Origin of the sequence: Paenibacillus sp. EC2-1 (assembly GCF_049311625.1) — a bacterium.
Classification (GTDB): domain Bacteria; phylum Bacillota; class Bacilli; order Paenibacillales; family Paenibacillaceae; genus Paenibacillus_AQ.
In genome coordinates this window covers 1858822-1884193 of record NZ_CP186006.1, presented here as the reverse complement: position 1 = coordinate 1884193, position 25372 = coordinate 1858822, and the positions used below count along the sequence as shown (strand labels likewise).

Genomic DNA, 25372 nt, shown 5'->3' with positions numbered 1-25372 from the left:
CACCGCACGATGACAACAACAAAAAGGTCGAAGACAGGAGCTCGTTTAGAGCCTGCCTCCGACCTTTAGAAGGTTACATTACCGATTCATAAACTCGGAGATCATGATCTTCTGCCCAGATTTGGCACTCTCCAATGCCCCTAACACCATGGCCATGCTGTAGATATTATCGCTGCAGTCTGTTTCGGGCTTGGTTCCCGCTTCAAGCGCCTGAAACATATCCTCAAGACATCCATGATGACCCGTCTTATCCATAGCAGGTAGAATACCTTCTATGCGCTCATATTTCCTAGTGAAATTCCCTGCTTGTTCCCCACTTGCAACAATCTCTGCATAAATCGCATCGTTCCCGTCCCAGATGGCCGTCCCCTTCTCTCCCGTTACACGCCATGCGGCTTCCCAGGATGTCTGAGCCCCTTCCGCGCACCAAGAACCGCGGTAATTAAATACTGAGCCGTCCGACATTTCATAAATACATACCGCCATCGCATTTCCAGCGTACCAAGATCCCGGAGGGTTAAACTCCTGACAGTATACAGAGACTGGATTCGCACCACTGATCAACCTTGCTTGGTCAAAAGTGTGGATCGCCATATCTAAGAGTAGCGGACTTTCCATCAGATCGCGGAATCCACCAAAGTGAGCACCAAGGAAAAAATCCGCACCTATAAAACCAATCTTTCCAATCGATTCTTCAATCAAATTTTTATAGGCACGAATTCTTGGATCATAACGGCGATTCTGCATAACGGCATGGATCTTATCGGTCTTCTCAGAAAGCTCAACAATATTCAGGCACTGTGTCATCGACTCTGCGAGTGGTTTCTCACTAAATACATGACATCCGCCCAATAATGACGTTGTGCTGATCCCGTAATGGCTAGCAGGAATCGTAACATCAAATACGATATTCGCCCCGCTCTCCCGAATAGCTTCTTCCAGATCCGTGAATATAGGACATGTTAAACCATGACGAGCGGCAAGTGCTTCTGCAAAAGATGATTCAATATCAACAAGTGCTACAATTTCCGTATTTACTCTTTCTTTTGCATATTCCACCCACGTATTAGACATATTTCCGCAGCCAACAACGATAACTTTACATTTTGTACTCATGATATGTACTCCTTAGACGGATTAGGATAGTTAATAAATCGCTTTCATATCCATGGTACGCTATTCATTGCAAAGGTATCAACTCTAGTAATCACAGTAATCTTCTTCAACTAAGTATGCAAGCTTGGCTCTGGCTCCAGGATCTGTTCCGAATTCGCCTTCGACATGTTCCGCTGCGCATGAACCAGCTTATAATAGATACCTTGCTTCGCAATCAATTCCTCATGAGTCCCAATCTCAGCGATAACTCCTTTATCCAGTACAAACAGTCGATCTGCATTCTTCAATGTAGCCAGGCGGTGTGCAATTGCAATTGTCGTCCGGTTCCTTGTGACACGCTGCAGCGCTTCTTGGATCTCCGATTCTGTCTCAATGTCTAGTGAAGCTGTCGCCTCATCCAGAATTAGAATTCGAGGATTGTTCAGTACCGCTCTGGCAATCGCGAGCCGCTGCCTCTCACCGCCTGAAATATTGTTCCCATTCTCTTCAAGCTTGGTATCATATCCATCCGGGAATTGGCTAATAAAATGATGAGCATTCGCGATCTTTGCGGCCTGTATCACTTCCTCCATCGTTGCCTCCGGCTTGGAATACCTAATATTGTTCATAATGGTTCCACTGAATAAAAATGTCTCCTGCAGCACAACTCCGATCTGCGACCTTAGTTCTTCCTGCTTGATATCTCTGATATCCACGCCATCGATACTTATGACACCTTCATTAACGTCATAGAAACGGGAGATTAGATTGATAAACGTCGATTTTCCTGAACCGGAATGCCCCACGAGACCAATCATTTCACCTTTCTTAATATCCACATTAATGGATTTGAGCACTGGTTCATACGACTTGTAGCCAAAGGTAACATCCTTGAAGCGGATGGTCCCATCTATCTTATAATTCTGAGATTTTTCCGTATCGAAGATCTCCGGCTGTTCATCAATGACCGAGAAGACGCGCTCTACCGCAATCAAGGCGTTTGCGATCCATCTCGGCATATTCATTAACCACCCAAGGGGGCCATAGATCATTGCGGCATAACCCGTAAATTGAACCAACTCTCCGAGAGATAATTCCCCACCCAGAATCATATTACAACCCACAAGCAAGACAAAGTATTGTCCAATCTGGATCAAATAATGAGAGATTGGGGAGAGATAACTGTACACTTTTTCACTTCGGATGGTCGCCTCAGCATACTCACGGTGATATGTCCGAAACCGCTTGATCTCTCGCTCCTCTTTCCCAAATGCCTTAACCACTCGAATCCCGCTCAGCACATCGTGCAGAAATGAGTTGGCTTTATCATGGACCCTCCACTGCTTACGAAAGAGTTTCCGAAGCACCGCTCTCCACACAAAATATTGAATATATACGACGAGTGGCGCTGGCAAAATAATAATAAGTGCAAGTGTCCAGTCCGTGTAGAATAACAAAAAACTTACGGAGGCCAGCATAATCACCTGATATATCGCCATTGTAAACACTTCTTGAATCAAGTTCCGAATGCGATCTGTATCGGAATTAATTCGGTTCATGATATCTCCAGCACGCTGGGAGGTTAAAAAGCCCAGTGAGAGACTCTGAACTTTCTCAAATACAAGCATACGCAAATCCGCTGCAATCCTTGAACTGACACGGGCCATGATCCTTCCCCTAAGTACTCCTAGCAGCTCTCCTGCCACTAAGCCAAAAGCAATCCCAGCAATCGCAATTAGAAATATCTGTGTATTGGGGCTTTCTCCGTCTGGCGGTTTTAAAGCCGAATTTACAAGTATTTTCTGAAAATAGGGGCCCGTAAGGGTTACTACAGACATCAATAATAGAACGAATAGTGCCGTGGCAAGAATTCTCCAGTGTGACTTCGATACGTTCCAAAGTTTTTTGAAAGCGGCTCCCTTGTTCATACACTTCGGACACAACCTTGTACCTTTCACAAGATATCCACCACACTTGGAACATACATTTTCACTCTCGTTGTTGTAGATCCGAATCTTACTATTTGAAGCCATATAATTCAGGATTTGAGCAATGTAGGATAGCCTTGCTGCATGCTGCATTGAGCAGCGGATAACAATCCTTTGCGTATGCATATGTGTTGCCTCAATGATCACATTTCCGATTAAAGGAACCACCTTATAATCATGTGCCTCATGAATGCTGCAGACTTCAGTCACAGCTCCATGCACAACGTGAGCCCACTTGGTCTCTCCGATGACAAAATAACCATCCGTCCTTCGCCCTTCAAACGATAAATCAGCAGGCACACAGTACGTAATACTCTCTCCTAAAGCTTGCTGAACAGCTAGGAGATTTTGCTCTGAGAGCGTAAATTGAAGGTTCATTGCATCCTCCCCCCTAAATATACATTTCCACCAATCGATATTCCTTCTCGCTTAGCTGTTTGATATCCACAATGACGAATCGGTTCCCGTACACATCAATAATGAGAAGCTTGCGCTCCGTTACCATCTTCACATTGCCTCCGCCATTTCGAACCGTAAACTCACAGCTCCCAGCGCTCGTTTCTGCATCCCAGTAGGAGTAACCAAATTCCTCTTTGATTCCATTCACTTTCGTGATCTCTGGGGCAAAATATCTAATCTTTATTTGCTCCTCCAGCAAGGCAACAACATCCTTCGGAAAGTCATCATCCATGGATTTAATGATGCCAATCTCTTTGTTCTCACCTGTTCGAATCGATATATAAACTCGATTGTTGGTATGAGGGAAGGAGCAATGTAGATACACGCCGTGATATTCTTCATCATTCACTTTCACCGTAAGCATTTGACCTTCTGTTTTGGTGAAAACCGTGTTATCCGACGTTAGGTAGTTCATGCTTGCTGCGACAGACAAATCCGATTGATTCAATTTCGTAGTTTGCATTAACAGATTAACCCACCTTTCTCATGCTCAGTGCTTCATCATGCTTCTTAACTAAGCCATGGTAAATGCCTTCCTGTGTCATTAGTTGATCGTGCGTTCCCTCTTCAACCACTTTGCCCGCATCCATCACAAGCAAATAGTCAGCATTTCTTAGAGTGGACAAGCGGTGCGCAATCGCAATCGTTGTTCTGCCTTGAATTAATGTTTCAAGCGCTTCTTGGATCTGCAGCTCGGTCTCTGTATCCAGCGACGCTGTTGCTTCATCCAGGATAAGTATTCGAGGATTGTGAAGAACTGCTCGTGCAATAGATATCCTCTGCTTCTCGCCACCCGATAGGCTATGCCCACCGGTGCCTACGATCGTGTCGTAGCCATCTGGCAATTTTTCAATGAAATCATGCGCATTCGCAATCCTGGCAGCATGAATGATATCATCCATCGAGCATTCAGGATCTGCGTAAGCAATATTTTCAGCGATGGTTCCCATGAATACATATACCTCTTGAGATACAATCCCGATGTTCTTACGCATCGTATCCAGACTCAGATCCTTTATGTTCACCCCGTCAATAGAGATTACGCCATCTGTAACATCGTAGAGACGGGAGATGAGATTCACAAGTGTCGATTTCCCCGCACCGGAATGTCCGACGACACCAATCATCTGACCTGGCTTAGCATGCATGGATACTTCCTTCAGGATTGGCTTATTGGGTTCATATCCGAAGGAAACGCCAGACAAGCGGATATCTCCTTTCATCTGATCCACGTGGACCGCCGTTTCCTTTTCCGCGACATCAGAAACCGAATCCTGAATTTCAAAAATACGCTGTGCCGCACTCATACAACTGGACCACCAATTGACGATGTTATTCATAAACTGTAGCGGACCATACAGCATATAGATATAACTTACAAATGTCATGATCTCACCGAATGATATACTTCCCTGCATGACTCTCCAACCACCAAATGCCCAGATTAATACACCTCCAAATTGGGTGATAATCGTTAATATCGGGAAGATCGTACTGCTCATCAAGTTAAAGGATTGTTCAGATTCAGAATAGGCTGTATTCGCTCTATGAAAACGATGAATCTCTTGATTCTCTTTTCCAAAAGCTTTTACAACACGCGTACCCTGAATCGTGTCACTAATCATGGCGTTAAGTGTACTTATCCGTCTATGTCTGCGCCAGGATAATCGCCACAGTTTAGGGAATACCCACCTTATCATCAGCAAAACGAATGGAATCGGGATGAGGCAGATCAAGGTAAGTTTCCAGTCCATAACGAGCATTATGATTGTAATTCCAACGATGTTCATCGCATTGACAATGAAATAAGAAATACCATCTACGAAAAAAAACTGTAATTCCTGCGCGTCATTACTAACCCTTGTCATGAGCTGACCGGTTTGTTTTTTCTGAAAGAAGCTAAGGGACAACCTTTGCATCGCAGCGAACACACTTGCCTTCAGATCAAATACGACATTCGCAGAGAGTCTTGCATTCAGCATGCTGAATAGGACACCGAATAATAAAGAAATCGTACGAAACGCAAAGATAAGAAGGATTACCAGTCCGATTTGACCAGCGAAATCCCCGGTATTCCCAAGGGCCTGATCGAATAACACTGTACCTTGCAGATAGGGAATGGCAAGACCCGTAGCCGAATTGAGTAACATAAAAAACACAATAAAAAACATCAAGAGCTTATACTGTCCAGCGAATGATAGAAGCCTCGAGAAGATGGCATGTTTCTTCATGCATTTGGGACAAATTTGTCTGCCTTCCTCCGGATACCTCTTTCCGCACTTGGGACAAGTATTGTTCTCTTGACGCTCCTCTACATCTTCATCGTTAATCTCTTCCTGCTTCTTGATCTTATTAAAGACAGAGACAAGCCTCGCTGCACTCGACATCTGTTCATTCGTAAATGCTCCTATAACCCGCTCCTCATTCTCTTTCAGAACGATCAGACCTGAGGCAACAAGATTAACGGTGAATACGGTTTCAATATCATCGATATCAATCGACTCTACACACGACAGATCCTCTGGATTCGATATGATAAATAGCTTTTCCTTACTTAGAATCACATACGTATTTGCATAACCTTCCCCGTCCATACTTCGATCACATAACATCCAATACACAACGTCATAAGGTTCTTGAGGCTGTAATGCAGCTATGACTTCAAGCGGTAACTTCTTGATCATGGGCTCCCCTTTCTTCATTCGATTTTCACCCGAATTAATCGTATATTCTGCATCATTATCATATGCATCCCCCCTGTATCAGGATCAAACTAGCTCATGAGCATCCCCGGTAACATCTATTGCCACAAAAATATATTATCAATTACGATGTGAAGATAGTGTGTTTTATTGCCCAAAAAAAACGCCAAGTATATTTCATCCTGACGTTGTCAATATCTCTTATGATCTTTAATTTCTAATATAACAAAAACTTCTGGCGAAGGTCTTCTCTATGCAGTACATTCGAGTCTTCACGAATATAGTGACACACGTAAGAACGTCGCCATCTGTTCTGACTCCGATTCTTGTTGGACGAATGAATCAGCAACTCACTAAAGAATAAAATATCTCCTTTCTCCATAATGACGGGAATCTGACTACTTGTGTCAATTCCTTCTGTTTCCTCAGTCCAGTGTTCGTGTTCCTCTAAGTTTTTCACAGCTCCATGAGGCAAAAGACCAAGCTTATGCGTCCCAGGTATCACCCACAGGCAACCGTTCTCTTCATCCACTAAATCCTCCATTGCAGTCCATGCCGCAATCATTGTCATCGGATCATTTTTAATATAATAATAATCTTGATGCGAGGCTTGGCCTGGTGAGCCAGGCTCTTTGTAGAAATACATACTTTGAACACATACAGCCTCGTTTCCCATCAGTTGTGCGAGTGCTCCTCTAACAAGAGAATGTTTCATAATTTGACGGGAGAAGCTGTCGTGCTTATGAGGATTAAATAGCCTCAGGGCGTATTTTTTTGTTTCATCGCAAGCTGCCCAATCAGGCATAGGTTGTTGATTTCGTATATCAAAGATATGTCTGTTAAAGGCATCTATGATATCGCTGCTCATTCCTTTCTTCCATAAGAAATAACCATTCTCTCTAAAAAAATGGATTTGCTCATCAGTCAATGGAGACGTCGGTGGTGTATATGTAATGTTCATAATAACTTCTCCTTTACGTCTATTTCTTTTGGATCCACTCTAGAATACCTTTCTATCCAAAGTTGAACAATGTCTGTAATTTACACGAATGTATCTGATATTGATATTCGTTAAATATCCTATAAAATAATGACCACTGCTCTTTCCTTTTGAAATGATTACATCTTCGTGGGCAGAATCTGTTGTATATCCTAACAATAAAGAAGACTGCTTCATACAGCAGTCTTCTCTATCTCCCTAGATCCACACATACTCTAGATTTTCAGCTATTTTCCACTTATGATCTCATACTTCGGCTTTACATGGTTGAAATCTGGATTCTCTCCGCTGATCATTAATCCCATTCCCCAGTCGAAATGGGTATCTACCGTTGGAATGTCCGATGCGTCCCGATATTGGAATAAAACATTTCTACGTATTCTCTCACTTCGGTTCACGTCCGAACCATGAATGGTTAAGTAATTGAAGAACAACACATCTCCAGCCTTAGCCGGACATGGAGTTCCTGAGGATATCGGATATTCCTTATGATTGAGATAGTGAGCGCCTACATGAGGCAAAACACCTTGTTTGTGGGAGCCAGGAATGACACATAAGCAGCCGTTCTCCATGTCGGCGTCATCAAGATGAATACTAGCCGCAAGCATCGTATGATCGCGATGAGGGAAGTAAGGATAATCTTGATGCATAGGGAATGCTGCACCGTTTGTCGGCGGCTTCACAAGCATTTTTGAATGATGCAACTGCACGTTAGGTCCAATGATTCCATTCAATACTTTTGTCATCTGCGGATGTATAGCGGCACGCATGAAAGCGGCATCATGATATTGCACATCGTGAAACCCCTTTAACACTAACTTCTTGAGCTTCTCGGGGTCCAAATAATCTCCTTGCCATGCATGATTCTGATCAGCTTTGGCTTGCGCGGCTCTTTGAATAATCTTATCAATCGCCCCACGCATCTCCTCTACTTCTTCTTGATTAAAAACCCCTCGAACTAACAAATACCCGTTCTCTTTATAAAATTGCACGTCTTGTTCGTCGATCATTCAGCATACACCCTCTCAATAATTAGATGGAGTTCAAGTTTAATTATAGATAGGCTGAAGCGGAATCGTATTTGCACAGACGAGACATTCATTTGTAAAATGATGACATTCGTGAAACACACAAACATTTCTTATGCTTCCGAAATCGTACATTCATCTCCAGATTGAAGTTCAATACTGAACACCTGACCTACTTGGCAGACAATGTCTTTTGTGCGATGTCCGAATACGATCAGCAGTCGATCGCTCAAAAAGTTATTCTCAACTTGATATATATTGCTACGTTCTGCTCTCAGCCTGACATAACTAAGCCGATTTTCGCTGATCTTCGCAGATACAAGAACGCCCATCTCCCCCCGGAAATCACGGAACTCTGCATACTGTGCTGTCCATTCCGCTGGAATCGCTGGGAATACACGAATAATACCTCCATCTACTTGCAGCAACATATCCTGCAATGCGCTGACAGCGGCAAAGTTACCTTCGAGTGTAAACGGGCGGTAGTGAAACATGCTCAGCCCTGTGTTCTTGTAATCGCCATTCAGATGGAATCCATTCGGCGAGCATGTATAACGCCACATTTGCTGAAGATGGTAGAGAGCGGCGTCTCCATTCCCTTGACCAGCGTACATGGCGGCCATCCAAGCAAACGAATAACCGACCCATTGTCCCTTACCGAGCACCTCCAGATTATGAATTGTCGCATCAATGATATTACGATCCCGCTCGGAACTTTGCCGATCAAGCAACTGTAGAGGATAAATCGCCATCATATGCGACATATGCCGGTGACTGGTCGTAAGCGATTCTTTCGGGTTAATCATTAACACCCCATGCTCATTCACAGCAAGCTCAGGTAGCTTCTCAAGCACGGCTGCCCAGCCTTCAGCCTCAGTCGATAATCCAAGCCGTCCAGCCAGATCAACTAAACGACGGAACAGATAGATCAGGAGAGATAAGTCATAGTTGCTAATCGGATCGAGCCATGCATCCAGCCGATTATCATGGATTTCTGGTGAACTCGATAACGGTAGCCTCAGCTTTCCGTCTCCCCCTAGAGTGAGCCAACGCTGCACACACTCAGCTGTCTCCTTGAAGTACACATAGGCTTTGTCACGCAAAAAATCAGGATCTCCCGTGTATAGCCAATAATGATCGAAGGCCTGACAGAGCCAGATCTGGTTCGTGATACTCAGACTGTACATCGGCCAACCACCCATCGCACCGCCCCTAAGCGTCATCACCGAAGGAAGGTTAATGCCTGGTGCATCATAGAAACGCTTCGCAAACCTTTTCGCCTCAGGCCGTAAGTTCCACAAGAAATCGATGAAACTTTCGCCTTCTTCGAGATGGTTGGCCTTCAAATAATGCCAATAGCTCAGCTGTGTATTCAAATCATTATGGTAATCACCCTTCCACGGCGGAAGTGTTCCTTCATCGGCTGTCCATACCCCTTGTAGTGGCATCGGCGGAGCGCCTTTGCGTGAACAGGACGCGAATAGATAGTTGTTCAGCACCCACATTTTCTCTGCTTCTTCGTCCGGCAATACAATCGAGCTCTGATCCCAGTAGCATTCCCACCATTCGGTATGCTCGGCAAGTGCAGCATCAAACCCGGCCATAAGTGCAGAAGTAGTCTTCCACTTTGCCTCCTCCAACCACTCATCTCCATCATGATTGGTGGCAATCGTATATACCGCAGTATGTTCCCCTTCTGCTGACCTGTGTTCCGCGACGACAATTGCGTATTCAAGATCATGAAGCGTTCGCTGATGAAACCAACTCACATTACCTTCCGAATGCATCGTTGCCGCAGGATAATCAAGACGGGTCAGACTTGTATGAAATACGGGGTTAGCGTTGTCATCCCGCTGTTCCCCCGTATAATCAGGCGCTACAAGATCCAGTCTTCCTTCTGGATCACCCACAATCCGGATATACCCTAGTCCATTCACAGCATGCATATAGCTAGACACCGTGACCGTACGTTCACCGAAGGTCAACTTAACATGTGCGCATGCCTCCTGTAGGGTGAGTCGGTTCACTATGCGATCAGCAGAACGTCCAAAACTTAGCTCCACCCGACCAGCTGGAAGTTTGGTCGGGTGTGGGTTGTTCTCATATATGCTATCGAATCGACTCAGCAATTCCTTTTGATCTCCACGTCTCACACAATCAATCATTTCAGCATAGGTGAATCGTTCATCTAGCACCTCAGGGGTAAGCCGTAGATCCCACAGATCACCTCGATCCAGACTGAACCGCAGTGGATCGCCGTTTCCCCATAAAAGGCATCCATTTAATCCGTTGCCAAGCGGGAGCGCCTCATCCCACCTAGCAATCGGTTGGTTAAATTGAAGATCATACTTATCCACGTTATGTAGCCTCCTCATTAATGAGCAGAAATAACTAGTATTGCTCGAAACATATCCGTCAGACCCATCTCACTCGATATACATTTTTAAATGAATAACTATAGCTCAATCATCACTTTAATGACTTTAGAAGCTGGGTCCAGCCAATCCTTAAACCTACTAATCACCTCGTGAAAGCCTGCCCGATGTGTTATATATCTGTTAATATCGATCTCACCTGTTTGTAAAGCTTCGAATACTTGATTAAAATCTTCTCGCGTTGCATTTCGGCTGCCCATGAGTGTCATCTCTCGCTTATGAAATTCAGAATCATTAAACGAAATATCATTCTTCACAAGCCCCACATATACGAGCGTACCCCCGTGAGCGACAAAACGAAATGCACCTTCCATCGATTTCATGTTCCCCGTAGCGTCAAATACCATGGTTGGGTAACTTCCATCCGTTAACTCTAATAGCTGCTCCTGTGGTCTGTCTAACGCGTTGACAATATGATCCACCTCCGCCCACGATCTACAGAATGCAAGTCGCTCCTCGTTAACGTCCATCGCAATAACATTCGCGCCTACATGTTTGGCGAATGCCATAACCCCGAGTCCAATGGGTCCGGCCCCTATAACGAGTGCAGTTTCACCCTGTGAAAGCTGAGAACGACGAACAGCGTGAGCTCCAATAGCTAACGGCTCAAGCATAGCAGACGCGTCTAACGATAATCCTTCCGTTCGAATCAGATGTGTGACTGGTACAGCTATTCGCTCCTGCATACCTCCATCAACGTGAACTCCAAGCACCTCCATGGAAGTACAGCAATTTGTTTTGCCATGACGGCAGGCAATACATACTCCGCAGTGCATATAAGGGATGATTGCTACCTGATCCCCTATCAGAAATCCACAATTCGTATCGTTGATCTGCTCAATAATCCCCGACAACTCATGACCTAGTATGCGTGGGTATGTGAAAAATGGCTGATTACCTTGATAAGCGTGCATATCCGTTCCGCAAATACCTATTCGTCTTACCCTTACGATTGCTTCCCCAGATTTCATCGTTGGCTCTGGTAGATTATACTGATACTGAAATGAACCTATGTGCTGGCATACAATACCGTTCATGAATTCAGCTTCCCTTCGATCCGAAGTCTAGTATTGTATTCCTGTCTGCCACTCACCCAAGTTTCATTCAATACAGGAGCCAGAATATCCTGTATTGCCTTCAGCAGCTCCGCATCGATTGGCTCATCTACCCACTTCGCATTCTTCTCAATGTTCACAGGGTTAGCCGTACTGACAAGCGTTGTTGGGATTGATTCTTTCGATACAGAGAACTGTACAGCTAGTTTCGCAATATCCGTACCGTTCGCTGCACAGAACTCTGCGGCCTCCTTACAGGTATCCTTTAAGGTTCGACTCGCTGGATGCCACTCCGGTGTCCCACGCGAACTTAACAAGCCCATGGATAGCGGTGAGGCATTGACCAGACCCACTTCCTGAGATTCGATCAGCGGTAGAAGCTGCAACAGCGATGTATCATTTAAGGAATAATGACAGTAGGAAATAATCGCATCCACCTCCACTTTTGGAAGCATGTACTCGAAGAGTTCCACAGGCAGCCCACATATTCCAGTATGACGGATCTTCCCCTGCTGCTTTAACAGCTTTAGTGTCGGAATGGCTTCGTCGAAGATGATCTGTGCTGGAACGAACTCAATATCATGCAAGAACAAAATATCGACATAGTCCGTATGCAAACGGGTCAAGCTCTCTTCAAGGCTCTTTACAATTCGTTTAGCTGAGAAATCGAATACATCTGCTCCATAACGACCCGCTTTAGTAGATAATAGATACTTATCACGGGGTACTTCTTGAATAGCCCTGCCTAATACCGTTTCCGCTTTCGTAAGACCATAGTAAGGCGACACATCGATATAATTAATGCCTGCATCAAGGGCAGCATGCACTGTCTTTACGGCTTCACGATCCTCTGTATTACGGAAGACTGAGCCTAACGAGGAGGCACCAAAGCTAAGTTGCGATACTTCCAGTCCTGTCTTACCTAACTTTCGATACTTCATTAGAGCATCACTCCATCCTTGAAAATGGCTATCTCGCGAAACCCATTGATCTCATTCTTAGTCTTCAGTTCTCCTGAGGCCACCGCAATGAGTTGATGCCACAATTCATAGCTCATCTCTGACATTGACTTCATCTCCAGAAGCTGCCCTGCATTATAATCAATCCAGTTCTTCTTATGCCCGGCCAAATCCGAGTTCGTTGCAATTTTGACCGTTGGAACAGGACCACCAAACGGCGTACCTCGCCCCGTCGTGAACAACACCATATGAGCTCCTGCAGCGGATAAGGCAGTAACGGATACTAAATCATTCCCTGGGGACTCTAATAGGTTCAACCCACTGGTGTTAACCCGACTACCATACTTCACAACAGCATTCACAATAGAGCGGCCACCTTTTTGCGTACAGCCTAAAGATTTTTCTTCAAGCGTGGTGATGCCCCCGGCTTTGTTTCCTGGTGATGGGTTTTCATAGATTTCTTGCCCATGTCTCATAAAATACTGCTTAAAATCATTAATAAGTGTGACAATTTCCCCGAAGACCATATCATTTACAGCCCGATTCATTAGAATCGTCTCCGCACCGAACATTTCCGGAACCTCGGTCAATATCGCAGTGCCGCCAAATTCGATCAGACGATCTGCCAGTGTCCCTACTAGGGGATTCGCTGTAATGCCAGAAAAACCATCAGAGCCCCCGCATTTCAAGCCTAGTTTTAGCCTCGATACAGGTACCTGCTCTCGTTTGAACGTTTTGGCATAAGCTATCAATTCTTCAATAAGCTCCAGCCCTTTCTCCAGTTCATCCCCTTCCTCTTGAGCGCTCATGAATTTTACACGTAGCGGATTATCATCGCCAATCGCTTGTTTGAAGCTATCGATTCCGTTATTCTCACAGCCAAGACCCACAACAAGTACACCAGCAGCATTGGGGTGATTCACAAGCGAAGCGAGTAGATTCTGTGTGTATTGCAGATCATCTCCAAGCTGTGAACAGCCATATGGGTGCGCAAAATGGAACACGCCATCTACTTGTTCATCACAGTGATCATTTCCTCGTTTGGCAAGCATTTCACAAGTTTTGTTAATACAACCCACGGTGTTAATAATCCAGATCTCATTGCGAATACCCACTTCTCCATTGGGTCTCATATACCCTTGAAACGTAGGCGCATGGCTTGACGATTCTTGCTTATCCTGATGAACCGGCTCGTAGCTGTAATCTAGTATAGATCCAAGCCCTGTTCTTAAGTTATGGGTATGTATCCAAGAACCTTCCCGAATGTCCATCGTCGCTCTTCCAATGGAATAACCAAATTTATAGATATCCTGCCCTGTGAGTACAGATGATGTTAATAACTTATGTCCCTTCGGTGTATCATCTATAACTTTGAGAGAGCGACCATTTTCTAGCAGAAGTGTTTCACCTGAACCCAAAGGCCGTAGCGCAATCACAACCTGATCTTGCTCAGACAAACGAATCCAATCATTCATTAATCCCACCTCGTTCCAGACACTCTAAATGCTCTGCGACCGTTTCGCTCAAGTTCCTCCATGCGGACAAGTCCTGTCCCCATAACTCCTTGTCAGCAAGAATTGCATTCACAATATCTCGTTGATGAAACACCTCTTCTGTCATTTTTTCATCGCTGGCCCAATGCCTTGCCATGCTCTCCAAGACTTTAACATCATCTCGAACCACATAAGTGCTTCCATTCAAACTCATGCCTTTGAATACGCCCTCATCATTCAGGATTACTTTATAATAGCGAAGAAGGCCTGCTACACCTATGACCAGCCCCTCCGGTATTTCCTTATCTGAATCAATGTAATAAGCTATCGAAGGCAACAATCGAGTTCTAAACTTACTAATCGAATTCATGGCAATATCAGCAAGACGATGATTGATGTATGGATTACCAAAACGATCAAATACGCTCTTCGCGTAAATATGTAGTTCTTCTTCATCGTAAGGTAACGTCGGCAAAATATTACGCAGCACCGTATTTCGTACCCATTCGCCGAACTGTGGATGCTCCATAAATTCTCTTACATGCTCTATACCGTTTAGCAAACCTAAGGGAGCCATCCAAGTATGAGATCCATTCAGAATCCGAACTTTCTGCTGCTGAAATGGTGTCAAATCCTTTGTCCAATGCACATTTAGTCCTGCCTTACGAAACGGTAGAAGCGCTTCCATTTCTTCTTCTGCCTCAATTGCCCATAAGTGGTACGGTTCTGCTGTGCACAACATTGAATCCCGGTATCCCCAAGCTTCAAACCATGCTTCCGCTTGCTCCTCATCTGGATATCCCGTCACAATTCGATCGACTAATGAATTAAGGAAACGGTTATGCTTGTTAATCCAATCTCGGAATGATGCTGAGAAATGCCAATCCTCAGCATACCGAAGAACCGCTGCCTTCAGAACATCTCCGTTCCGCTCTAACAGCTCGCAAGGCAGCAAGATAAGACCTTTTTCAGGATTACCTTGAAATGCTTGATAGCGTTCATGAAGCAGGTACGCAATTTTGCCCGGATAAGATAGAATCGGTTGACCATAAGTCAGCTCTTCTTGACGATATGTAAGTCCCGCTTCCGTCGTATTGGATACAATAAAGCGAAGATCTGGGCTAATAGCTAGTTCGATGAGACGTGACCACTCCGCGTATGGATCAAACATTTGAGAGAACACTTGAATCGTTTCTTTTTTCATAACCAAAGAGCCTTGATCCATGCCTTGCGTAACTAATGTGTATATCCCGTTTTGGACAATAAGCTTATCGATGTTCGCTTTCCCAGCAGGCCTAGGCTGTGTTACCGCAATGCTGCCTCTGAACAACCTCTGAGACCGGCATATATAGATCATCCAGTCTACGAACCCTCGCAAAAAGTTCCCCTCTCCAATCTGCAAAATCGTTACCGGTTCGTTATTCATTGTCTCAAATATCTCACGGCTCTCACTCGTTAGCATCGACGGGTTCAACAGATTACTCATAATTTATAGAACTCCTTAGCATTCAAGCCGAATAGCTTATTCTGCTCACTCTTCCCCCACTCCGGAGGCATAGCTTCCTGCAGTAATTGAATGACTTCGTCATACGAGGCTGCTCTCAGACAAACTGGCCAATCACTGCCAAACATCACTCGATCAGGCCCAAATAACTGAAACACATGATGGATGTAGGGAATGAAATCCTGCGGTTTCCAGTTCAAATGATCACCTTCAGTTACGAGTCCGGAAATCTTACAATAAATGTTAGGAAAGCTTGCTATCTCACGCATTGCTTGTAACCAATTATTCATCTCCATGTCTCTGACCCGAGGTTTGGCAATATGATCAATAACTCCACGTAAATCAGGAACCTGATGGAGCATTTGGGCGCTATGTTCCAATTGACTCGGCAACACCAATATGTCTACGGGGACATCTTCCTTTGCATAACCTTGCAGCGCCGTAATAAATGCTTCTTCTAATATGCGACTTGAATCAGGCATCTCCTGAATCATTATTCGGAACCCTAGGAACTTCTGGTGCTGGCCAAATCGCTCATAGTGTTTCCGGTGATCTGGATCCAATAAATCCAGCCACCCAACAACACCTAATATCGAAGCTTCATCTGCTGCTAATGTTAGGAGAAACTCGGTCTCATCCATCGTAGGTGCCGCTTGGACAGCAATACTTCCTTCTATATCATGCTTCTCCAACATTGACCTTAAATCGTCCGGCATAAAATCTCGGTACAGTACAGGAATATCAGGGGTTATCCATCCATAATCACCACGTTCGATTCGCCAATAGTGTTGATGTGCATCAATTCGCATACGTTCATCCCCTCTCCTTATCCCTCATTATAAATAATCAAAATATAGAATCATATGATCTCATATTGCAGATTTGTACTATTTTTTGATATTGTTATGTCATGAACTTTAACACTTGGAAGAAGGTGTTGATATGGAACCTTTTCGCAAACCCTTTTATGGAGATCCGCTATTTCCCTTTCACCTTATCCATCGAACCCTGAAATTCCCGAACAATGAACTCCCTGACCATCTTCACGACCTTTATGAACTTGTATATATCCATGAGGGCAACGGCACATTCTTTATCGACAAATCCTTGTACGACAAACAACCTGGCGATCTGTTCATCATCCCAGGCAATACGGTACATCGATCCATTCCAGATGAAGCTGACCCGATTATCTCTACGGCTGTTTTTTTTGGTCCTACACTAGCCGGGGCTGGGGCTAATGACGATTCTTACTCGTTGCTTCAATGCTTCGATTTTGCTTCCAAACATAAAATTTACAAATTCGCATTGCCAGACCCATTACGTTTTACAATCGAGTCCACGTTGGATGTCATTCAAGAAGAATATAAACTCCAGCAGCAAGGTTATCGAGCAGCTATAAGACTGGAACTCGGAAAACTGCTCCTGCAATTGAATCGATACCTGAATCAACATTTTACGAGCCAGCCGCTGGACAATAAAATCGGACCCTCATGGATAAAAAGTACCCTCTTCGAAATCGATGCGAATCCTGAACTACCTCATAGTTTAGTAACGTTTGCGGAGAGAGCATCCGTATCTCAATCTCATTTTTCACGTGTATTTAAACAGTTCACCGGAATGAACGTCACGGATTATGTGAATGCCAAGCGTATTATTCGTGCGAAGGAGTTACTCCTTCAATCAGATGACAATGTCTCCAGCATTGCTGAAACTTGCGGGTTCACAAGCATTCCCCATTTCCATCGAATTTTTAAGATACTTACGAATACTACGCCCTCTGCATATCGAAAAAAGAAATAAAAATGCAAAAGACCCGCAAAGGGTCTTTTGTCTGTCAAGAAACTCCTATTGCGGGCTAATATCAACGTTCTAGTACTCACTCGGTTATCATTTATGGACATCCTAACTTAATCTTCAATTGCTGCCTTACGGGAGTTAATACGACGGATCATTTCCGGATCAAATTTCGGCTGTCTGTCGTATGTGTAAAGGCCGTTTACTTCCTGTTCTATATCATATAATTGCGTATAGCAAAATCCGAACATCATCGGGTGATCAAGCAGCGTACTTGTTAATCCCTCATAACGTTCCAGAAATGCCTCCTCGGATGTTGGGCGATCGCCATATCCCCAAGATTTCTCATCATTCTGATTTGGATTCCACCAGATGCCGCCATACTCACTAATGAAGTATGGCTGTCCTTCATACTTTTGTCTATCTGGAAACGTATTAAAGACTTCCCCACCCGTCTTCATCGGTTCATATTTTGCACGAAACGACTCCGGGTTCTGATCGTAATCATGGATATCAAAAATATCCGTCACTACATGATAATTCCCACTGGTGTCTATGACTGGACGCGTCGGATCGATTTGTTTGGTAACCTCGTAAACAATTCGCAGGACATCGTTATTTTGCCTAGTTCCATTATGATCCCACGTTTCGTTAAACGGACACCAACCTATGATGGCGGGATGATTGAAATCACGTTCTACGCCTTCAAGCCATTCAGGTAAGAACTGCGAAAGCCCTGTTGTTGTAGTAATATCCAGTCCCCAATTCGCATGCTCTCCCCATACGAGATAACCTAATTGGTCAGCCCAGTATAGGAAGCGGGGCTCGAACATTTTCTCGTGCAGTCTGGCTCCGTTAAACCCAAGTCCCATCGATATTTCGATATCTTTTCGTAGATCCTCATCGCTCGGAGCCGTATAGATGCCATCCGGATAAAAACCTTGGTCCAGTACAAGACGCTGAAACACTGATCTCTCATTCATCCGAAATGCCATTCCATCCAACCTAACTGTTCGGAGACCGAAATAGGAGCTCACGGAATCATCCACTTGACCCTGTTGATACAAGGATAACTTCAGATCATACAATCTGCCTTTGCCCACTTCCCATAGGTGAACCTGAGACAACGGTATGCTCATTTTTAAGGATGGTCCTGACATAAGAACACTAGCATGCCCAACTTGCTTCCCGTCATAAAAAGCAGCTGCGCTAACACTTCCCCCTGCTGTATTTCCCTCAATCTTCAAGTCCAGATGCACGCAAGCATTGTCTGGATCGCTAACGAGCTTCATATTAGATAGATATGTTTCAGGCACCTGCTCAAGCCATACCGTCTGCCAAATCCCCGTAGTTCGCGTGTAATCACAGCCACTCGAGTAGAACCTCCCACTCTGCTTGCCCCGTGGTTGAAGCCCTGAACGAACATCGTCCTCTGCATACACGGTGATGATATTCACACCCGATGATACCTCTGCTGTGATGTCAAAGCTAAACGGAGAATAGCCGCCACGATGCGTACCTACAGATACACCATTTATCCATACCTCCGTGTTGTAATCAACTGCACCAAAATGAATTAGAATTCGGCCACTCGACCATGTCTCTGGTACGGAAAACTCTCTTCTATACCATACCGCAGCCATAAAATCTGTATATTCTACACCGGATAGTTTGCTTTCCGGACAGAATGGTACCGTTATCGTTCGAGATAGTTCATGCTCGGCATGATGGTATCCGCGTTCCTTGCCACTTTTTCCATGATCAATATCAAATTGCCATTGACCGTTTAAATTGATCCAATGAGGACGCTCCCAATTAGGACGAGGATATTCTGGACGGGGAATTTTTGTGTTGCTTGATGCCATTGTCATTGTTAATCACTCCTATTTAGTTAACCTATTGATTAATAATTAACTCAATGCTACTACAAGCAGATTGTAAGATAGGGCTCTTATTTAGTCAACTGCAATCTTGTTTGGTTAACTAATTAGTTATACAATGGTTAATATCAATATAAACGTAATCGTAAAGGCGGGTCCATAAATGGAATTACAGGTTAATCAAAGCAACCTATCATTCTTTGTCGCACTAGCTTCCGAAACTCGAATTCGAATGATTGAAATGCTAAGTAAGGAAAACCTCAACATTAGAGAAATGGCACACAGACTAGAGATGTCCTCTGCTATTGTGACTAAACATGTGCAGCAGCTTGAAGAAGCTGGAATCATTCATACAGAGATGATTGCAGGCAAACGTGGGATGCAGAAACAATGCATGCTTCATCTAAGTACCTTGTCATTAATCTTTAAAACCTCTGACATACCAGAAGAGCCTGCACAGGTTCAGAATTCATATTCTGTATCTATTCCTGTAGGGCAGTACACCGAATATCAAATCAAACCTACATGTGGGCTTGCCTCCGAGAAGAAGCTGATCGGAATGCGGGATGATCCTCGATATTTTGCCGAACCAGAGCATGTAAGCGCACAGCATTTATGGTTCGCCAGCGGGTTTGTGGAGTATCGTATACCGAATTACTTGACAAGTAGAGACAACATCACCAGCCTTCGCATATCCCTTGAGATCGGTTCGGAAGCGCCTGGCTATGCGGATAACTGGCCATCCGACATCTCATTCATAGTCAATGACATTCCCGTTTGCATATGGACCTCCCCTGGAGATTTTGGAAGTGTACAAGGCAAGCTTACTCCCGTATGGTGGGAGCCCGGCAGCACCCAGCATGGCCTCCTGAAGACACTACTTGTCAATTCCACGGGGACGTATATGGATGGCGTTCTTCTATCTGATGTGTGTATTCAAGATATCCCCTTTAAACCTGCTGAGGAACTACGATTCCGTATTAGTTCTCCCGAAGATGCTAGAAATGCCGGCGGCGTCAGTCTCTTCGGTAAATGTTTCGGTAATTATGAACAGGATATTCAGGTCAGGGTTAGTTATTAGAAGAATTGGATTTTAATCGGATTCGATAAGTGACTCCAACGGGAACCTTAAAGAGATATCTCTTATCCACCAGTTCAACTGAAATGAGCTCATCATGAGAATCTAGAATCTCAATAGGAATATCACTATAAATTACACATGTATCCTCGCGAATTGAACGGATTTTTGCCTCTAACAAACGGCCCTGTGACCATTCCATATCAAGGGTGAACCCACCTCTTGCACGTAAACCAGTAACACGGCCCGTGGACCATTCCAATGGAAGTGCAGGCAGGAGGTGAATTTCACCGGCATGGGATTGCAGAAGCATTTCTTGAATGGCAGCAGCCCCTCCAAAGTTTGCATCAATCTGAAACGGCGGATGATCACCAAAAAGGTTCGGATGTACCGCTTTAGACAATAGGTTCTGTAAGCTGCTATACACTTTATCGCCATCACCAAGCCTTGACCAAAAGTTCGCAATCCAAGCTTGGCTCCACCCTGTATGACCACCACCATGTTCTAATCTTCGCTCAAGCGTACGTCTCGCAGCAGCCCCTAATTCAGGCATCCGGTGAGGTACGATTTGCTCTCCCGGATGCAGTGCAAATAAGTGCGAAATATGCCTGTGACCTGGTTCGGCCTCTTCATAATCAATGGACCATTCCATAAGTTGACCGTACCTGCCCACTTGCGGCTTAGGAAGCCGACTTCGGACTTCTGCCCATTGTTCTTGCAAATGTCGATCGTGCTCAAGAAGTTCTGCCGCTTCTATACAGGCACTAAATAAGGCATATATGATTTGGGAATCCATGGATGGACCATAACATAAGGAACCTTTTTCACCGCCTTCAGTTATATAGCTATTTTCTGGTGATAGTGAAGGTGAAGTAACCAAATGCCCATATGAATCTTCAATCAAATAATCGAGGAAAAATAAAGCTGCTTCCTTAAGCACCGGATAAGCCCTTTCCCGCAAAAAGCTTTCAGATCCGTTATATCTGTAATGCTCCCAGAAGTGAAGTGCAATCCATGCACCACCTGTCGGCCAAATGTTAGAAGTCGTGAATGCCCCGAATATACCACTATCCGCCCACAGATTTGTCATGGTATGGGCTACAAATCCTTTAGCACCATATAAATTTTTGGCTGTCTGGCGACCGTTTACAAGGAGTCTATCTACGAAGTCGAATAACGGCTCATGACATTCCGCCAAATTCCCCACTTCTGCAATCCAATAATTCATCTGTAGATTAATATTCAGGTGGAAATCAGATTCCCATGGCGGGGTAAAACTTTCATTCCATATCCCTTGCAGATTGGCTGGGAGACTCCCGGGCCGAGAACTAGCTATGAGCAAATATCTTCCGTATTGATAGAATAGTACTTCAAGACCACGATCAACACGACCTAGTCGGTAATTCGTAAGACGCTCAGATGTAGGACACTGTACAAGCTGTTCCTCATCATCTCCCTTTAACTCTAGCTTAACTCTATCAAATAATTGCCGATGATCTGAAACATGTCTTCGCTTAAGCTCTGCAAACGGTATGGATGCGGCTCCTTCAGCTTGCCTTAACGCCTCTTGATAAGGGTCCTTGCATCTAAACGATGTCTGCGCCGCCATAATTAACGTAATCGAGTTGGCATGACGAATATCCAAGTAATTTCCTACTACAAGGATTTCTCCTCCATCCACTACGGCTTGTAAAACGGCAGCATAACGCACTCCTCCTTCCCCAGCCTGTCCTTGCATTGTGAGAATATCGAAGCTCTCTCGCTTAATATCTCCCTCAAAGGGTCTTCTGCTCATCCTTGCTGTTATGGAAAGAGCTGCTGGCTTAGAAGCCGTTAAATGGATGACTACAACATGGTCGACCGCACTTGAAAAAATATCTCTATGATACTGCGTTGTCCCTACTTGGTAATCAATAGATGCGACTCCGGTCTGAATATTAAGCTCACGCTGATAGTTAAGTGCATTGTCAGCACCTTCTACCTGGATGAATAGATCGCCAAGAGGTTGATATGGGCCAAAATAATGAGGAGCATTCGTCATATGTAATAAAGCCAATTTCTCAGCTTCCTTAGGTCTACCATCCTTCAGTAATCTTCGGATCTCCTCCAACTTCTCAGAAGAAGTGTGATTGTCATTTCCTTTCGGTCCTCCGTACCATAAGGAATCTTCGTTCAGTTGAATCCGTTCGTTCCTAATTCCCCCGAAGATCATCCCACCCAAACGGCCATTCCCTATTGGAAATGCCTCTGTCCAAACCTGTGCTGGCCCTCTCTCTATCAATTTGCAATGATTATCCCTCATCCATTTTCAACCTCCCATGCTGAGAATAATATTTTCACAACCGACTATCTCCTTAATAGAGATTAGTAACACAGTTCAAGAAAACGTTTTCAATAAATATCACTTCAAGTATCTCCCTACATTAACCTTATACGCCCTAGCTCTGTGAAAACCCCTTCCGAATTTAACTGCACCAAGCTAAAAATAGCCAACATACAGAACCCCCATTATCCGTTTTTAGATAAACTTATATGTTTCATACTTGTAAATCAAGCCGAAGTTCCACAAATAAAACAGCCCCCACTTTATAAAGTGAGGGCTGTTCCTTATAACGATATTGATTAATTGCGAATCAGATAATCGAAAGCACCTAGAGCTGCTGTAGCACCAGATCCCATAGAAATGATGATCTGCTTATAAGCACTATTCGTGCAGTCACCAGCAGCAAACACACCAGGTATTGTTGTAGCGCCATGGCTATCTACCACGATTTCACCCATTCGTGTGCGTTCAAGTGTATCAGCTAACCAATCGGTGTTTGGTACAAGGCCAATCTGTACAAACACACCTTGCAATTCTATATGTTTTGTTTCTCCTGTCTCACGCTCGATATAGGAGATACCATTGACCTTATCCGTTCCGGTAATTTCTTTGGTTTGCGCATTCTTAATTACCGTAACGTTAGGCAGGCTGTAAAGGCGATCTTGAAGTACAGCATCGGCTTTGAGCTCTTCAGCAAACTCAAGAACCGTTACATGATTCACAATACCCGCAAGATCAATCGCTGCTTCTACGCCGGAGTTACCGCCGCCAATAACTGCAACATCTTTACCTGCAAACAAAGGACCGTCACAGTGTGGGCAATAAGCTACCCCTTTGTTCTTGAATTCAGCTTCACCCGGAACGCCGACATTTCTCCAGCGAGCACCGGTGGATATGATCACGGTTTTACTCTTCAGAACCGCGCCATTCTCAAGCTCAATCTCGATGAGATCCTTCTTCTCCAGACGTTTAGCACGCTGCAGCTTCATCACATCGATGTTATATTCTTTCACCTGTTCTTCAATAGCCGCTACGAGCTTAGGACCCTCAGTGTATTTCACACTAATAAAGTTCTCAATGCCCATTGTATCATTAACCTGACCGCCAAAACGTTCAGCAACAATACCTGTGCGGATCCCTTTACGCGCTGCATAAATCGCTGCACTTGCACCTGATGGACCACCACCAACAACAAGTACATCATAAGGATCTTTATTGTCAAACTCAGAAGCGTCCGGAGCAGAACCCAGTTTAGCAAGAATCTCTTCAATCGTCATACGACCACTTTCGAAAAACTCACCATTGAGGTATACGCTAGGTACAGACATAATCTGTTTGCTCTCTACCTCTTCTTTGAATGCTGCACCGTCAATCATGGTATGCGAAATACCTGGATTGAGGACGCTCATCAGGTTCAATGCTTGTACAACATCAGGACAGTTATGGCAGCTCAGGCTGATATACGTTTCAAACGTGTATTCGCCGCGAATGCTCTTGATTTGATCAATGACACTCTGCTCCACTTTTGGAGCTCGTCCACTAACTTGTAGCAGCGCGAGCACCAATGAAGTAAATTCATGTCCGAGTGGCGTACCAGCAAAGATGACACCCGTGTCTTCTCCAACACGATTGACACTAAAGCTTGGTGTTCTAGATAACTGTGTCTTCTCCAACGTGATCTGTGAAGACATGCTGGAAATTTCCTCAACCAGAGCAAGCATTTCGACGGATGCATCATCATCGCCTGCGCTGACTTTGAGTACAATATCGCCTTCCAACATTTGAAGATATTGTGCTAGTTGGTTTTTAATATCTTGATCTAGTGCCATTTATATTACCACCTTAAATTTTGCCTACAAGATCTAAACTTGGTTTCAATGTTGCTGCACCTTCAGACCATTTTGCTGGGCAAACTTCACCTGGATGATTACGTACATATTGTGCTGCTTTGATCTTGTTAACGAGAGCACTTGCATCACGGCCAATACCACCAGCGTTGATCTCAACAGTCTGGATGATACCATCTGGATCGATGATGAACGTACCACGATCTGCAAGACCGTCTTCTTCGATCAATACATCAAAGTTGCGGGAAATCGTATGCGAAGGGTCACCGATCATGATGTATTTTACTTTACCGATTGCTTCAGAGCTTGCATGCCATGCTTTATGAGTAAAATGAGTGTCTGTAGAAACGGAGTATACTTCTACACCCAACTCTTTCAAAGTTTCATATTGGTTTTGCAGATCTTCAAGCTCAGTAGGACAAACGAACGTGAAGTCAGCTGGGTAGAAGCAAACTACGCTCCATTTACCTTTGAAGTTTTCTTCTGTAATATCTAGAAATTTACCGTCTTGAAATGCAGATGCTTTAAATGGTAGTACTTCTGTTCCGATTAGTGACATGATTATATCTCCTTTTAATTGTAATTTAGTTTATATAGTAAGTTCAGGACGATTTGGCATGTCCTTGAACGTACTTTGTAATTATTATAATCAACCAAAAAACGAAAAATGTCAAGCTTTTTTATAATAATTCTAATCTAGTAACAATTTTAAACAAATGAGCTTATCAT

Annotated in this window: 18 protein-coding genes; 2 read left to right on the top strand and 16 right to left on the bottom strand. The window is 44.2% G+C overall.

Annotated features, from left to right (window positions below):
* Window positions 1-78: 78 nt before the first annotated feature.
* From ACK8P5_RS08715 to ACK8P5_RS08660, 12 genes are all read right to left on the bottom strand, one after another.
* Window positions 79-1116: a Gfo/Idh/MocA family protein gene (locus ACK8P5_RS08715; protein WP_422660548.1), complete on the bottom strand. Its 1038-nt coding sequence runs from the start codon at window positions 1114-1116 to the stop codon at window positions 79-81.
* Between the two features lie 110 nt (window positions 1117-1226).
* Window positions 1227-3461 carry an ABC transporter ATP-binding protein gene (locus ACK8P5_RS08710; RefSeq protein WP_422660547.1) on the bottom strand — a complete coding sequence of 745 codons (2235 nt, stop codon included), beginning with the start codon at window positions 3459-3461 and terminating at the stop codon, window positions 1227-1229.
* Between the two features lie 13 nt (window positions 3462-3474).
* A complete protein-coding gene (locus ACK8P5_RS08705) occupies window positions 3475-4005 on the bottom strand; it encodes a DUF1854 domain-containing protein (RefSeq protein WP_422660546.1) in 531 nt (176 codons plus the stop codon).
* Window positions 4006-4012: 7 nt separating this feature from the next.
* On the bottom strand, window positions 4013-6226 hold the full coding sequence (locus tag ACK8P5_RS08700; RefSeq protein WP_422660545.1) for an ABC transporter ATP-binding protein: 2214 nt from the start codon (window positions 6224-6226) through the stop codon (window positions 4013-4015).
* Between the two features lie 235 nt (window positions 6227-6461).
* On the bottom strand, window positions 6462-7205 hold the full coding sequence (locus ACK8P5_RS08695) for a phytanoyl-CoA dioxygenase family protein (RefSeq protein ID WP_422660544.1): 744 nt from the start codon (window positions 7203-7205) through the stop codon (window positions 6462-6464).
* 266 nt (window positions 7206-7471) lie between these two features.
* Entirely contained in the window at window positions 7472-8254 is a 783-nt protein-coding gene (locus tag ACK8P5_RS08690; protein ID WP_422660543.1) for a phytanoyl-CoA dioxygenase family protein, read from the bottom strand.
* Between the two features lie 131 nt (window positions 8255-8385).
* The gene (locus tag ACK8P5_RS08685) at window positions 8386-10629 is read right to left on the bottom strand and encodes a glycosyl hydrolase family 95 catalytic domain-containing protein (RefSeq protein WP_422660542.1); all 2244 of its coding nucleotides are present in this window, start codon (window positions 10627-10629) and stop codon (window positions 8386-8388) included.
* 98 nt (window positions 10630-10727) lie between these two features.
* Window positions 10728-11744, bottom strand: coding sequence for a zinc-binding alcohol dehydrogenase family protein (locus tag ACK8P5_RS08680; protein WP_422660541.1), 1017 nt, complete (start codon window positions 11742-11744; stop codon window positions 10728-10730).
* Window positions 11741-12703, bottom strand: a complete 963-nt coding sequence (locus ACK8P5_RS08675; RefSeq protein WP_422660540.1) for an aldo/keto reductase — start codon at window positions 12701-12703, stop codon at window positions 11741-11743. Before ACK8P5_RS08675 ends, ACK8P5_RS08680 begins: the two co-directional genes overlap by 4 nt.
* The gene (locus tag ACK8P5_RS08670) at window positions 12703-14196 is read right to left on the bottom strand and encodes a UxaA family hydrolase (protein ID WP_422660539.1); all 1494 of its coding nucleotides are present in this window, start codon (window positions 14194-14196) and stop codon (window positions 12703-12705) included. Before ACK8P5_RS08670 ends, ACK8P5_RS08675 begins: the two co-directional genes overlap by 1 nt.
* Window positions 14189-15700: a tagaturonate reductase gene (locus ACK8P5_RS08665; protein ID WP_422660538.1), complete on the bottom strand. Its 1512-nt coding sequence runs from the start codon at window positions 15698-15700 to the stop codon at window positions 14189-14191. The genes ACK8P5_RS08670 and ACK8P5_RS08665 overlap by 8 nt, the downstream gene beginning before the upstream one ends.
* Window positions 15697-16527, bottom strand: a complete 831-nt coding sequence (locus ACK8P5_RS08660; protein ID WP_422660537.1) for an amidohydrolase family protein — start codon at window positions 16525-16527, stop codon at window positions 15697-15699. Before ACK8P5_RS08660 ends, ACK8P5_RS08665 begins: the two co-directional genes overlap by 4 nt.
* A gap of 133 nt (window positions 16528-16660) precedes the next feature.
* On the opposite strand from ACK8P5_RS08660, the gene ACK8P5_RS08655 reads away from it, so the two are divergent.
* A complete protein-coding gene (locus ACK8P5_RS08655; RefSeq protein ID WP_422660536.1) occupies window positions 16661-17521 on the top strand; it encodes a helix-turn-helix domain-containing protein in 861 nt (286 codons plus the stop codon).
* A 107-nt stretch (window positions 17522-17628) separates the two neighbouring features.
* Here the strand turns inward: ACK8P5_RS08655 and ACK8P5_RS08650 are convergent, their stop codons facing one another.
* The gene (locus tag ACK8P5_RS08650) at window positions 17629-19386 is read right to left on the bottom strand and encodes a glycoside hydrolase family 2 protein (RefSeq protein WP_422660535.1); all 1758 of its coding nucleotides are present in this window, start codon (window positions 19384-19386) and stop codon (window positions 17629-17631) included.
* Window positions 19387-19558: 172 nt separating this feature from the next.
* Between ACK8P5_RS08650 and ACK8P5_RS08645 the strand changes: the two genes are divergently transcribed.
* Window positions 19559-20476 (top strand): ArsR/SmtB family transcription factor, encoded by a 918-nt coding sequence (locus tag ACK8P5_RS08645; protein ID WP_422660534.1) that lies wholly within the window; start codon window positions 19559-19561, stop codon window positions 20474-20476.
* Here ACK8P5_RS08645 and ACK8P5_RS08640 read toward each other — a convergent pair.
* From ACK8P5_RS08640 to ahpC, 3 genes are all read right to left on the bottom strand, one after another.
* A complete protein-coding gene (locus tag ACK8P5_RS08640; protein ID WP_422660533.1) occupies window positions 20466-22775 on the bottom strand; it encodes a glycoside hydrolase family 95 protein in 2310 nt (769 codons plus the stop codon). The two genes, ACK8P5_RS08645 and ACK8P5_RS08640, sit on opposite strands and share 11 nt — an antisense overlap.
* Window positions 22776-23095: 320 nt before the next feature.
* Window positions 23096-24625: an alkyl hydroperoxide reductase subunit F gene (ahpF, locus tag ACK8P5_RS08635; protein WP_422660532.1), complete on the bottom strand. Its 1530-nt coding sequence runs from the start codon at window positions 24623-24625 to the stop codon at window positions 23096-23098.
* Window positions 24626-24638: 13 nt separating this feature from the next.
* Window positions 24639-25202 (bottom strand): alkyl hydroperoxide reductase subunit C, encoded by a 564-nt coding sequence (gene ahpC / locus ACK8P5_RS08630; RefSeq protein ID WP_422660531.1) that lies wholly within the window; start codon window positions 25200-25202, stop codon window positions 24639-24641.
* Window positions 25203-25372: the final 170 nt, after the last annotated feature.

Bases quoted from the DNA above. Each gene is read 5' to 3' on its own strand.
- ACK8P5_RS08715 (WP_422660548.1), bottom strand. From the start codon at position 1,116: ATGAGTACAAAATGTAAAGTTATCGTTGTTGGCTGCGGAAATATGTCT.
- ACK8P5_RS08710 (WP_422660547.1), bottom strand. From the start codon at position 3,461: ATGAACCTTCAATTTACGCTCTCAGAGCAAAATCTCCTAGCTGTTCAG.
- ACK8P5_RS08705 (WP_422660546.1), bottom strand. From the start codon at position 4,005: ATGCAAACTACGAAATTGAATCAATCGGATTTGTCTGTCGCAGCAAGC.
- ACK8P5_RS08700 (WP_422660545.1), bottom strand. From the start codon at position 6,226: ATGATCAAGAAGTTACCGCTTGAAGTCATAGCTGCATTACAGCCTCAA.
- ACK8P5_RS08695 (WP_422660544.1), bottom strand. From the start codon at position 7,205: ATGAACATTACATATACACCACCGACGTCTCCATTGACTGATGAGCAA.
- ACK8P5_RS08690 (WP_422660543.1), bottom strand. From the start codon at position 8,254: ATGATCGACGAACAAGACGTGCAATTTTATAAAGAGAACGGGTATTTG.
- ACK8P5_RS08680 (WP_422660541.1), bottom strand. From the start codon at position 11,744: ATGAACGGTATTGTATGCCAGCACATAGGTTCATTTCAGTATCAGTAT.
- ACK8P5_RS08675 (WP_422660540.1), bottom strand. From the start codon at position 12,703: ATGAAGTATCGAAAGTTAGGTAAGACAGGACTGGAAGTATCGCAACTT.
- ACK8P5_RS08670 (WP_422660539.1), bottom strand. From the start codon at position 14,196: ATGAATGATTGGATTCGTTTGTCTGAGCAAGATCAGGTTGTGATTGCG.
- ACK8P5_RS08665 (WP_422660538.1), bottom strand. From the start codon at position 15,700: ATGAGTAATCTGTTGAACCCGTCGATGCTAACGAGTGAGAGCCGTGAG.
- ACK8P5_RS08660 (WP_422660537.1), bottom strand. From the start codon at position 16,527: ATGCGAATTGATGCACATCAACACTATTGGCGAATCGAACGTGGTGAT.
- ACK8P5_RS08655 (WP_422660536.1), top strand. From the start codon at position 16,661: ATGGAACCTTTTCGCAAACCCTTTTATGGAGATCCGCTATTTCCCTTT.
- ACK8P5_RS08650 (WP_422660535.1), bottom strand. From the start codon at position 19,386: ATGACAATGGCATCAAGCAACACAAAAATTCCCCGTCCAGAATATCCT.
- ACK8P5_RS08645 (WP_422660534.1), top strand. From the start codon at position 19,559: ATGGAATTACAGGTTAATCAAAGCAACCTATCATTCTTTGTCGCACTA.
- ACK8P5_RS08640 (WP_422660533.1), bottom strand. From the start codon at position 22,775: ATGAGGGATAATCATTGCAAATTGATAGAGAGAGGGCCAGCACAGGTT.
- ahpF (WP_422660532.1), bottom strand. From the start codon at position 24,625: ATGGCACTAGATCAAGATATTAAAAACCAACTAGCACAATATCTTCAA.
- ahpC (WP_422660531.1), bottom strand. From the start codon at position 25,202: ATGTCACTAATCGGAACAGAAGTACTACCATTTAAAGCATCTGCATTT.